At 65.4% G+C, this 11415-nt stretch carries 9 protein-coding genes and 1 pseudogene; 5 read left to right on the top strand and 5 right to left on the bottom strand.

Annotated elements, in window-relative coordinates:
* Together EN738_RS21910 and EN738_RS21905 are read right to left on the bottom strand one after the other, a co-directional pair.
* Positions 1–311 (bottom strand): molybdopterin cofactor-binding domain-containing protein (locus tag EN738_RS21910; protein WP_145966897.1); only part of this gene is annotated, 311 nt, incomplete at its 3' end.
* Between the two features lie 2 nt (positions 312–313).
* Positions 314–775: a (2Fe-2S)-binding protein gene (locus EN738_RS21905; protein WP_127285539.1), complete on the bottom strand. Its 462-nt coding sequence runs from the start codon at positions 773–775 to the stop codon at positions 314–316.
* A gap of 125 nt (positions 776–900) precedes the next feature.
* Between EN738_RS21905 and EN738_RS21900 the strand changes: the two genes are divergently transcribed.
* The gene (locus tag EN738_RS21900) at positions 901–1497 is read left to right on the top strand and encodes a TetR/AcrR family transcriptional regulator (RefSeq protein ID WP_127285538.1); all 597 of its coding nucleotides are present in this window, start codon (positions 901–903) and stop codon (positions 1495–1497) included.
* A 15-nt stretch (positions 1498–1512) separates the two neighbouring features.
* Here the strand turns inward: EN738_RS21900 and EN738_RS21895 are convergent, their stop codons facing one another.
* Positions 1513–2643 (bottom strand): patatin-like phospholipase family protein, encoded by a 1131-nt coding sequence (locus EN738_RS21895; protein WP_127285537.1) that lies wholly within the window; start codon positions 2641–2643, stop codon positions 1513–1515.
* A 185-nt stretch (positions 2644–2828) separates the two neighbouring features.
* Entirely contained in the window at positions 2829–3917 is a 1089-nt protein-coding gene (locus EN738_RS21890; RefSeq protein ID WP_127285536.1) for a citrate synthase/methylcitrate synthase, read from the bottom strand.
* A gap of 109 nt (positions 3918–4026) precedes the next feature.
* On the opposite strand from EN738_RS21890, the pseudogene EN738_RS21885 reads away from it, so the two are divergent.
* Positions 4027–5168: pseudogene (locus EN738_RS21885) on the top strand (citrate/2-methylcitrate synthase).
* 100 nt (positions 5169–5268) lie between these two features.
* On the opposite strand, the gene phaR reads toward EN738_RS21885, so the two are convergent.
* Complete coding sequence (gene phaR / locus EN738_RS21880) at positions 5269–5880, bottom strand: polyhydroxyalkanoate synthesis repressor PhaR (RefSeq protein WP_127285535.1); 612 nt, start codon at positions 5878–5880, stop codon at positions 5269–5271.
* A gap of 301 nt (positions 5881–6181) precedes the next feature.
* Here phaR and EN738_RS21875 point away from each other — a divergent pair, with 301 nt between their 5' ends.
* The 3 genes from EN738_RS21875 to EN738_RS21865 all read left to right on the top strand — a co-directional run.
* The gene (locus EN738_RS21875) at positions 6182–7366 is read left to right on the top strand and encodes an acetyl-CoA C-acetyltransferase (protein WP_127285534.1); all 1185 of its coding nucleotides are present in this window, start codon (positions 6182–6184) and stop codon (positions 7364–7366) included.
* Between the two features lie 118 nt (positions 7367–7484).
* Positions 7485–8210, top strand: coding sequence for an acetoacetyl-CoA reductase (gene phbB, locus EN738_RS21870; protein WP_127285533.1), 726 nt, complete (start codon positions 7485–7487; stop codon positions 8208–8210).
* Positions 8211–8969: 759 nt separating this feature from the next.
* On the top strand, positions 8970–11415 hold a 2446-nt coding region (locus EN738_RS21865; protein WP_127285540.1), incomplete at its 3' end, for a helicase-related protein.

Below are 11415 nucleotides of genomic sequence, written 5' to 3'. Positions count from 1 at the left end.
TAGGCATAGGAGGCCGCGCCGTGCTCGACCTTGACCTGGTCGAGACCGACGTCGAGCTCCTCGGCGACCATGGCGGCAAGCGTCGTCGACACGCCTTGCCCCATCTCGGCGCGCGGTGCGACGATGGTGATGGTGTTGTCGGCGCCGATCTTCACATAAGGATTGAAGGTCGCCTCGCCCTTGCCGAGATCGGCCTCGAGCGGGTTGGCGAAGGGCTTGCGGTAGTAATAATAGCCGACGGCGACACCGCCGGCGACGGCGGCGGCGCCGATGAGGAAGGTGCGGCGGGCGATCTTTCCGATGCTGGCCATGATCAGAGCCCCGCCGTCTTCAGCGCCGCGGCTTTCTTGATCGCCGCGCGGATCTTCGGATAGGTGCCGCAGCGGCAGAGGTTGCCGCCCATGGCGTTGTCGATGTCGTCGTCGCTCGGATCCGCCACCTCCTCGAGCAATGCCACCGCGCTCATGATCTGGCCGGCCTGGCAGTAGCCGCACTGCGCCACCTGCTCCTCGAGCCAGGCCTGCTGCACCGGGTGCAGCTTGCCGCCGGCGCTGATGCCTTCGATCGTGGTGATCGGGCCGCTGACCTCTCCGACCGGCAGTGAGCAGGAGCGCACCGGCTGGCCGTCGACATGCACGGTGCAGGCGCCGCAAGCGGCGATGCCGCAGCCGAATTTCGGGCCCGTCTTGCCGACGAGATCGCGCAATGCCCACAACAGCGGCATTTCAGGATCGGCATCGATGTCGAACGATTGTCCATCGACGGTGAGGCGCATGGGGTACCCTTCGTTGTCGTCCACAGCCAGGAGCGAAATGGCAGGTCTCGGCCACTTCGCCTTCATACAACTTGACAAAATCCGTCATTTTGTCAATAGAGTTCGTACAGGATAGACTTGCCGCCATGATCGAAGCCGAGGACATTGCCGTCGACCCCAAGCGCGCCCGCATTCTGGAGGGCGCGATGAAGGTGTTCCTCGCCTATGGCTTTTCGCGCACCACCATGGACGACATCGCGCGCGCCGCCGACATGTCGCGGCCGGCGCTCTATCTGCTGTTCAAGAACAAGACCGACATTTTTCGCGCCATCGCCCTGATGCTGCTCGGCCGTTCGGTCGAACAGGCAAAGAGCGAGCTCGAAGGCGGCGGCACCTTCGCCGAACGCATGATGCGCGCCGTCGACGCCGCGCTGATCTCGATGATAGGCGCCGTGCACGCCTCCCCGCACGGCGCCGAACTGCTCGACATGAAGTCGAGCGTCGCCGACCTCGTCGGCTGCTGGCGCGGCGGCCTTGTCGAGCACATTGCCAGGGCGATCGAGGGCGAAGCGAAAGACAACGGCGTCGACCTCGCCGCCAAGGGACTTTCGGCGCGGCTGCTCGCCGACATGCTGCTCGATGGGCTGGAGGGCATGAAAACGCGCATCAGCAATCCGGACGAGCAGCGGCAGGCCGCCGCCGCACTGATCAGGGTGATCGACCTGGTGCTGCGGAAGGGTTGAGGTGCCCCGGTTGCGCTAGGCTCCGCGCCGCGCCTGCTCCGGCTTCCTGCGTATGGCGAGAAACTCTTTGACCCGCCGGCCCGGCGCCGGGCCGCGCACCGGCCGGTAGCCGTCGTCGAGTTCGCCGGAGAGATCGAGTGTCGGCCGCTTGCCGACGGCGTCGTAGTTCTCCTCCAGCCAGTCGCTGGCGGCACTTCGGCCAAGATCGCGCAGATAGGCGAGGAAGGCCCATTCTGCATTGACCTTGGACGACGCCGACAGATCCTTGAACGCCTCGTCGGCATCGATGCGATGTATGCGGATGTCGCGGTACTCGCCATGCGGCAGCCGGCCGGCGGCGATCAGCTCCTTGACGAAGGCGATCGAGCGGAATTCGCGCAACAGCCCGGCGTTGAAGGTGATCTCGTCGATGCGGTTCTGGATCTCGTTGGCGCTCTTCGGCGTGCCCTCGCGCACCACCGGATTGATCTGCACCAGAAGCACGTCCTCGGTGGCAGTCGTCTTGAAGAACGGATAGAGCGCCGGATTGCCGCCATAGCCGCCATCCCAGTAGGGCACGCCCTTGATCTCGACGGCGCGGAACAATTGCGGCAGGCAGGCCGAGGCCATCACCGTGTCGAGGTCGATCTCGCCATCGGAAAAGACGCGCAACTGCCCGGTCTCGACATTGGTCGCCGAGATGAACAGCTCCACCGACTTGCAGGCGCGCACATTGGAGAAGTCGATCTCCTGCTTGACCACGTCGCGCAGCGGATTGAGGCCGAGCGGGTTGGCGACATAAGGGGAGAACACCCGCGACATCGTGTCGAAGAAGACATAGCCCGGCGTGTTCTCGATCGACCAGTTGCCCCAGGCGACGTCCCACGGCATGCGCTGCACCGGGCTGAAGCGGCCCTTCCGCGCCACCGCGCGCCAGAAATCGTCGAGCTTCTTGCGCGCGCCTTCGACGCCGCCACGGACGAAGCCGTCGGCCAGCGCCACCGCGTTCATGGCGCCGGCGCTGGTGCCGGACACCGCAGAAATCTCCAGCCGCCCGTCCTCCAGCAGGCGGTCGAGCACGCCCCAGGAGAAGGCGCCGTGCGAGCCACCCCCCTGCAGCGCGACGTTGATCTTCTTGTTTTCCTCCGCCTTGCCGTTCGTCGTCATGGCGTTCCTGTCGTTGGGTGCCAGCAGCTCATCCGGCCCGGAAATCGGGTCGGCGCGGCCGCGGCGGACCTATGTTGCAGTGCAGCATATAAGTCCTGACCAAGGCAAGAACACGAACACGCTCGCGTGATCACATGAAATTTCGCTCATGAGCGAGATTCTCCGCCTGAAGGCGGAGACCGACTTCAGGCGACGAGATCCGGCACCGGCCCGACATAGCGCGACTGCGGCCGGATCAGCCGCCCGGTCGTCTGCTGCTCGCGCGCATGGGCGATCCAGCCGGCGATGCGGCCCGCGGCGAAGACATTGGAGAACGCCTCCGCGGGAAAGCCCGCCGCTTCCAGCAGGAGCGCGGTGTAGAATTCGACATTGGTCTGGATCGAGCGCTGCGGCTTGGCGACCCGCAGCACCTCGAGCGCTGCCTGCTCGACCTCTTCGGCGAAGGCCAGCCGGCGGCCGGTTCCACCCTTGCCGCCCAGCTGCCGCACCACCGCCTTCAGCACGTCGGCGCGCGGATCGCGCACCCGGTAGATACGGTGGCCAAAGCCCATGATGCGCTCGCCATGCACGATCTCGTCGCGCAGCCAGCCTGCTGCGTCGCCGCTCGCCTCGATCGCGTCCAGCATTTCGATGACCGGTCCGGGCGCGCCGCCATGCAGCGGCCCCTTGAGCGCGCCGAGCCCGGCCAGGATCGCCGAGGTCAGCCCGGCCTGGGTCGAGGCGACGACACGGGTGGCAAAAGTCGAGGCGTTGAGGCCATGGTCGCAGACGGTGACCAGATAGGTGTCGAGCGCCCTGGCCAGGTCGGGTGAATCCGCCTTGCCGCTCAGCATCCGCAGCATGTCGGCGGCATGATCGGCACCCTTGTCGGGGGCGACCGCTTTGTCGCCGCGTTTTGCCCGCAGCAAGGCCGGTGTCAGTACCGCTGGCGCGGCGATCAGCCGGAGCGCATCCGCCAGCGTCCCGCCATCCGGCAGCAAGGCGATGCCGGCGCGCATGCCGCTGTAGACATCGAGCGCGGCCAGTGTGGAAAGAGTCGGCTGCAGCCGCTGGAACACCTCGACCCGCGCCCGGCCGATCGCCTCGGCCAGTTCAGCATCGCCGGGAAGGTCGTCGAAGAAGCCGTCGAGCAACAGGCGCGCCACTTGCGGATAGCGCCAGCGGCCGGCGAGTTCCGGCAGCGAATGGCCACGGATCGTCAGCCGGCCGCCGAGGCCGTCGACATCGGAAAGCACGGTTTCCGCCGCCACCACATCATCGAGCCCGTTTGCCATGTTCGTCTCCTTCGCCATTTACGGAGCTGAATTACTGGTGCAAGTTCGAGGCATCAATCTTGATCAAGTGAATCAATATGTCCAAGCAATCGGCTGCATGACAAACAACATGTCCGAATGGCTGACGCGTGAGGAGGCGCTGGAACGACTCAAGGTGCGGCCGCAGACGCTCTATGCCTATGTCAGCCGTGGCCGTATCGGCATGCGTCCGGACGCAGCCGATCCGCGCCGCAGCCAGTATCGCGCCGACGACATCGCCGCCCTCGCCACGCGCCGCGCGCGCGGCCGAAGCCCGCGAGCGATCGCAGAAAGCGCCATCGACTGGGGCGAGCCGGCTTTTGCCACCTCGATCTCGACCATCCAGCATGGCGGCCTTTTCTATCGCGGAAAGGATGCTGTGACGCTCTCCAGCGCGGCGACGCTGGAGGAGACGGCAAGCCTGCTCTGGGCAGCGGACGTCCCGGTGTCGTTTGCCTCGCCCGGCCGCGGTGACGCGCGCGACAGCGGTCGCGGCGCGGCATTCGCGACGCTGGCTGGACTGGCTGCCGAAGGCCGGCCTTCGCTGGGACGCGGGCCAGCCATGCTCTACCGCGATGCCGCCGACGCCATCGGGCCCTGGCAGAGGCGCTCGGCGCGGCTGCGGGAAACGGCGCCGTGCATGAGAGATTGGCGCGCAGCTGGTCGGTCGGCGCTGCCGGCGCCAATCTGATACGCAGGGCATTGGTGCTGCTCGCCGATCACGAGTTGAACGCCTCGACCTTCGCCACGCGGGTCGCCGCGTCCACCGGCGCGTCAGTTGCCGCTTGCCTGCTTGCCGGTCTTGCCACCCTGTCCGGACCGCGCCATGGCGGCGCCGGCGAGGCCTTGCTCAATCTGGTCGAGGACGCCGAAAGGCTGGGAGCCGATGCGGCGGTCGAGCGCTGGCTTGGCCACGACCGGCCGCTGCCCGGCTTTGGCCATCCACTCTATCCGGAGGGCGACCCAAGGGCGGAGGCGTTGTTGGCCGATGTCGAGATCGATGGCTGTATGCTATGCCTCGGCGAGACCGTCCTCGGCGCGACGGGGGCGCGCCCGAACATCGACTTCGCGTTGGCCGCGCTGACGCGCCAGTTGCGCCTGCCGCCCGACGCGCCGTTCCGCCTGTTCGCGCTCGGGCGCAGCGTCGGCTCGGCCGCGCATGCCGTCGAGCAGGTCGTGAGCAACCGCCTGATCCGGCCGCGCGCCCGCTACGACGGGCCCGTCGGGATTTAGCGGAACTGGTGCTTATCAAAGCCAAGCCCTGGGGCGCGTCGCTCCAGGGCTTGTTGAGATTCAGGGTCAGGCCGGCTTCACCTGTATGGCAACGTGCCCGTCACGACATCGTGTCGAGCTTGCGCTGCATGGCCGCGATCTGTTCCTTCAGTTCCTGGAGGTCATCGGATTTTTCCGGCGCTTCCTTTTTCACCGGCTCGGCCGGGGCGGGCGCAGTGCCATTCGAGGTCGCCGACGGAAACGGCGTGAACATGCGCATGGCGTTCTGGAACATCTCCATGTTGCGGCGCGTCTGGTCCTCCAGCGCCTTCATCGGCGTCGACATCTTCATCATGTCCATCGGCGACTTGCCGAACGCGCCCTTCATCTGTTCGCGAAAACGCTCCTGCTCCTTGGAGAAGGCGATCATCGACTGCTCGAGGAAGCTGGGCACGATCATCTGCATCTGGTCGCCGTAGAAGGCGATCAGCTGGCGCAGGAACGGGATCGGCAGCATGTTCTGCCCATCCTTGTTCTCCAGCTCGAAAATGATCTGGGTCAGCACCGGATGCGTTATGTCGTCGCCGGTCTTGGCGTCCTGGACGGTGAATTCCTCGCCCTTCTTGACCATGTCGGCGAGGTCTTCCAGCGTCACATAGGTGCTGGTGCCGGTGTTGTAGAGTCGGCGGTTGGCATATTTCTTGATGACGATCGGGTCGTCTTTTGCGGCCATCAGTATCCTCCCCGGACACCGGCGCATTTGAGTAAGCAGCCGGTAACGATTGCGCCCTGTCAAGGATATGCGCAAAAGCGTCACAATTCCAAGCGGTTTGTGCAGTGCAAGATCGATTAATGCTGCACGGCGGCCGGAATATGCTGCGCAGCGAAGCGAGGACCGCCGCCCTGGCCGGCGCAGGCCTGCTTGCCGCGCATGGCCGGCATGCCCATTTCCGGTTTGACTTGGCACCGGGAAAGGGCAAGAAAGTTCCTCAACGACACCCAAAAACACCACACCTCGAAGTCTGGAGAAGAAAATGTCCGCATCCAATGGCATCGTTGTCGCCAGTGCCGCGCGCACAGCAGTCGGCTCCTTCAACGGCAGCTTCGCCGCCACCCCGGCACATGAACTCGGCGCTGTCGTGATCAGGGAATTGCTCGCGCGCGCCAACGTCGAGCCTTCCGAAGTCGACGAGGTCATCCTCGGCCAGGTGCTGACCGCTGCCCAGGGCCAGAACCCGGCCCGCCAGGCTTCGATCAACGCCGGCCTTCCCAAGGAGACCACTGCCTGGGGCCTCAATCAGGTCTGCGGCTCGGGCTTGCGCGCAATCGCGCTCGGCATGCAGCAGATCGCCACCGGCGATGCCAAGGTGATCGTCGCCGGCGGTCAGGAATCGATGTCGCTCTCGGCGCATGCCCAGCATCTGCGCGCCGGCGTCAAGATGGGCGACTACAAGATGATCGACACCATGATCAAGGACGGGCTGTGGGATGCCTTCAACGGCTATCACATGGGCAACACCGCTGAGAATGTCGCGCGCCAGTTCCAGATCACCCGCGACGACCAGGACGAGTTCGCGCTGGCTTCGCAGAACAAGGCCGAGGCCGCGCAGAAGGCCGGCAAGTTCAAGGACGAGATCGTCGCCTTCACCATCAAGGGCAAGAAGGGCGATACGATCGTTGACCAGGACGAATATATCCGCCACGGCGCGACGCTCGACGCCATGACCAAGCTTAGGCCCGCTTTTGACAAGGACGGCACGGTCACCGCCGCCAATGCCTCCGGCATCAACGACGGCGCTGCCGGCGCGCTGCTGATGAGCGAGGCCGAAGCCGCCCGCCGCGGCATCACCCCGCTGGTCCGCATCGCCTCCTGGGCGACCGCCGGCGTCGATCCGGCGATCATGGGAACCGGCCCGATCCCGGCCTCGAAGCGGGCGCTGGAGAAGGCAGGCTGGTCGGTCAAGGACCTCGACCTTGTCGAGGCCAACGAGGCTTTCGCGGCGCAGGCCTGCGCCGTCAACAAGGGCATGGGCTGGGATCCGTCGATCGTCAACGTCAATGGCGGCGCCATCGCCATCGGTCACCCGATCGGCGCCTCCGGCGCCCGCGTCTTCAACACGCTGGTCTTCGAGATGCGCCGCCGTGGCGCCAAGAAGGGTCTTGCCACGCTGTGCATCGGCGGCGGCATGGGCGTCGCCATGTGCGTCGAAGCGCTCTGAGCTCAGCGAATAGCGAAAAGGGAGTAGCGAATAAAGAAGAAAAGCGTCGCGCGCCGGGACGACAGATCCTATTCGCTTCGCTGCTCTCTATTCGCTGACGATTTAAAGGGAGGACCACATGAGCAAGGTAGCAATCGTCACGGGCGGATCGCGCGGCATCGGCGCGGCAATATCGATCGCTCTGAAAAAGGCCGGCTATTCGGTTGCGGCCAACTATGCCGGCAATGACGAGGCGGCCGCGAAGTTCAAGGCCGAGACGGGCATCCCGGTCTACAAATGGTCGGTTGCCGACTATGACGCCTGCGCTGCCGGCATCAAGCAGGTCGAGGCCGATCTCGGCCCGGTTTCGGTGCTCGTCAACAATGCCGGCATCACCCGCGACGCCATGTTCCACAAGCTGACGCGCGAGCAGTGGAAAGAGGTCATCGACACCAATCTGTCCGGCGTCTTCAACATGACGCATCCGCTGTGGGGCGGCATGCGTGACCGCAAGTTCGGCCGCGTCATCACCATCTCCTCGATCAACGGCCAGAAGGGCCAGGCCGGCCAGGTCAACTATTCCGCCGCCAAGGCCGGCGATATCGGCTTCTCGAAGGCGCTGGCCCAGGAGGGCGCCCGCGCCGGCATCACCGTCAACGTCATCTGCCCCGGCTACATCGCCACCGAGATGGTCAAGGCGATCGACGAGAAGGTGCTCAACGAGCGCATCATCCCGCAGATCCCCGTCGGCCGGCTCGGTGAGCCGGAAGAGGTCGCGCGCTGCGTCGTCTTCCTCGCCTCCGACGAAGCCGGCTTCATCACCGGTTCGACCATCAGTGCCAATGGCGGCCAGTATTTCGCCTGAGGCCCGCCAATTCGCCTGAAGACGCGACGCGTTCGGGTCCGAAATTCCGAGACAGCGATCTGACAAACGGGCCGGGAGACCGGCCCGTTTTTTGTTGCCGTTGCCGCCCCCGCGGCGTCTCCCGCGCGACGCCCTGCCCCGATCCGGCACGCAAAAGTTAACGGCCGTCACGGAGCCTGTGCAAAAGCTGTTCGCAACCCTGTGGATTCTCGGTGGAAAACTTTGCCACGACACAACATGTTGGGGTGAACAAACCGGGAAAACACCGTCATCGCTGATTCGTCGCCGATTCGTTCCGGCTTTGGCCGGAACGTTAACGCCGAGGACCGAAAATCCGCCCCAAAAGGTTAACGCGCGTTAGGAAAAGTCAAGAATTTCATAATCTTGGGCAAGGCCGGAAGATCAGGGTCCGTCGCCGATCGGCAAAGGTTAACGGCGCCGCGCGACTCGCGTTCGCCTTGCATGAATCGGGCCAATCAAGAGATTCAGCATGTGGTGAGACTCGCCGTCGAAAAACCCACATGTAGCCGTGAACAAAACCTGAATCTCGGCGAGTCAGTGATTCGTCGCCGATTCGTTCCAGACTCGTTCCAACCATTAACCGAGACCGCATTTCGGACCCTCATATGGAGTCAGGGAGACTGACCGCGGAACATTCCGCTTTCGCTTCGCGCATGAAGTCCTTATGTGTCGCCTGTCACACGCGCCATCGCTGGCGTGCTCCCGACAACGAGCGGCAGAGAGTCTATTTCCGGGCCGATGAACGTCCAGCCGAAACATCCTCAGCCGTTGATCCTTTCCGGCCGTGACGTGACGGCTGTGCTTGGGCCCACCAACACCGGCAAGACCCACCTCGCCATCGAGCGCATGGTGGCGCATGAGAGCGGCGTCATCGGCCTGCCGCTCAGGCTTCTGGCACGCGAGGTCTATACGCGCGTCTGCGAGAAGGTCGGCGCCCACAAGGTGGCGCTGATCACCGGCGAGGAGAAGATCCAGCCGCCAGGCGCCAGATATTCGGTCTGCACGGTGGAAGCGATGCCGCGCGAGACCGATGCCGCCTTCGTCGCCATCGACGAGGTGCAGCTTGCCGGCGATCTCGAGCGCGGCCACATCTTCACCGACCGCATCCTGCATCTGCGTGGCCGCCAGGAGACGCTGCTGCTCGGCGCGGCCACCATGCACGGCATCCTGCAGCGCCTCCTCAAGGGCGTCTCGGTGGTGACGCGGCCCAGGCTGTCGCACCTTGCCTATGCCGGTTCGAAGAAGCTCACCCGCCTGCCCAGGCGCACGGCGATCGTCGCCTTCTCCGCCGACGAGGTCTATGCCATTGCCGAGCTGATCCGCCGCCAGCAGGGCGGCGCGGCCGTCGTGCTCGGCGCGCTGTCGCCGCGCACCCGCAACGCCCAGGTCGCGCTGTTCCAGGCCGGCGATGTCGACTATCTCGTCGCCACCGACGCCATCGGCATGGGATTGAACCTCGACCTCGACCATGTCGCCTTCGCCCAGAACCGCAAGTTCGACGGCTACCAGTACCGCAACCTGACCGCCGCCGAGCTCGGCCAGATCGCCGGCCGCGCCGGCCGGCATTTGCGCGACGGCACGTTCGGCGTCACCGGACAGGTCGATCCGCTGGACGAGGAGCTGATCAAGAAGATCGAGAGCCATGATTTCGATCCGGTGAAGGTCATGCAATGGCGCACTGCCGATTTCGACTTCGCCAGCCTCGACGCGCTGAAGCGCTCGATCGAGACCAACGCCCCGGTCGAAGGCCTGACGCGCGCCCTGCCGGCGGTGGACGCGCAGGCGCTGGAGCATCTGTCGCGCGACGAGGCTATCCGCGCGCTCGCCACCGACGCCAAGCGCGTCGCGCTGCTCTGGGAGGCCTGCGCCCTGCCCGACTACCGCAAGATCGCGCCGGCCCAGCATGCAGACTTGATCGCTTCGATCTACATGGACCTCGCCCGACATGGCCATGTCGACGAGAACTACATGGCCGAGCAGGTGCGCCGCGCCGACACGACCGACGGCGACATCGACACGCTGTCGCACCGCATTGCCCAGATCCGCACATGGACTTTCGTCGCCAACCGCCCTGGCTGGCTGGCCGATCAGGCACACTGGCAGGAAAAGACGCGCGAAATCGAAGACAGATTGTCGGATGCGCTGCATGAGCGGTTGACGAAACGCTTCGTAGACCGCAGGACTTCCGTCCTCATGCGGCGCCTTAGAGAAAATACCATGCCTGAAGCCGAAATCAGCCCAACCGGAACCGTCCTCGTCGAAGGCCATCATGTCGGCGAGTTGCAGGGGTTCCGCTTCACCGCCGACCAGAGCGCCGGTGGCGAGGATGCCAAGGCCGTGCGCACAGCCGCCCAGAAGGCGCTTGCCGCGGAGTTCGAGACACGCGCCGAACGCTTTGGCGCCTGCGCCAATGGCGATCTCGCGCTTGGCTCGGACGGCACGCTCCGCTGGATCGGCGCGCCGATCGGAACGCTGGTTGCCGGCGACGAGCCGCTGAAGCCGCGCCTCGTGCTGCTGGCCGACGAGCAGCTCACCGGTCCGGCCCGCGACAAGGTAGCTGCGCGCGCCGAGCGCTTCGTCAATTTCCAGATCGAGTCGCTGCTGAAGCCCCTGGTCGACCTCAAGAATGCCGAGCAACTCACCGGCATCGGCCGCGGCATCGCCTTCCAGCTCGTCGAGCATTTCGGCCTCATCAACCGCCGCGACATCGCCGAGGAGATGAAGTCGCTCGACCAGGAGGGCCGCGCCGCGCTGCGCCGGCTGGGCGTGCGCTTCGGCGCCTATCACGTCTTCGTGCCGGCATTGATCAAGCCGGCGCCGGCCGGGCTGGTGACGCTGCTGTGGGCGCTGAAGAACGACGGCAAGGACAAGCCCGGCTTTGGCGACGTCGTTCATGCGCTGGCGTCGGGCCGCACCTCGGTGGTCATCGATCCCGCCTTCGACAAGAGCTTCTACAAGCTCGCCGGCTATCGCAATCTCGGCCGCCGCGCCGTGCGCGTCGATATCCTTGAGCGGCTGGCCGACCTGATCCGTCCCGCCACCAACTGGAAGCCCGGCCTCGGCCAGCGCCCCGACGGCGCCTATGACGGCCACGCCTTCATGGTGACGCCGCCGATGATGTCGATCCTCGGCGCCACCGCCGACGACATGGAAGAGATCCTCAAAGGCCTCGGCTACCGCGCCG

The sequence above is a fragment of the Mesorhizobium sp. M4B.F.Ca.ET.017.02.2.1 genome, assembly GCF_003998955.1.
Taxonomy (GTDB): Bacteria; Pseudomonadota; Alphaproteobacteria; order Rhizobiales; family Rhizobiaceae; genus Mesorhizobium; species Mesorhizobium abyssinicae.
The sequence above is the reverse complement of the archived record's forward strand: the minus strand, read 5'-3'. Positions and strand labels throughout refer to the sequence as shown.

What these genes read in the sequence shown, in the direction of transcription:
- EN738_RS21905 (WP_127285539.1), bottom strand. Translation starts at nt 775, where the DNA reads ATGCGCCTCACCGTCGATGGACAATCGTTCGACATCGATGCCGATCCT.
- EN738_RS21900 (WP_127285538.1), top strand. Translation starts at nt 901, where the DNA reads ATGATCGAAGCCGAGGACATTGCCGTCGACCCCAAGCGCGCCCGCATT.
- EN738_RS21895 (WP_127285537.1), bottom strand. Translation starts at nt 2,643, where the DNA reads ATGACGACGAACGGCAAGGCGGAGGAAAACAAGAAGATCAACGTCGCG.
- EN738_RS21890 (WP_127285536.1), bottom strand. Translation starts at nt 3,917, where the DNA reads ATGGCAAACGGGCTCGATGATGTGGTGGCGGCGGAAACCGTGCTTTCC.
- phaR (WP_127285535.1), bottom strand. Translation starts at nt 5,880, where the DNA reads ATGGCCGCAAAAGACGACCCGATCGTCATCAAGAAATATGCCAACCGC.
- EN738_RS21875 (WP_127285534.1), top strand. Translation starts at nt 6,182, where the DNA reads ATGTCCGCATCCAATGGCATCGTTGTCGCCAGTGCCGCGCGCACAGCA.
- phbB (WP_127285533.1), top strand. Translation starts at nt 7,485, where the DNA reads ATGAGCAAGGTAGCAATCGTCACGGGCGGATCGCGCGGCATCGGCGCG.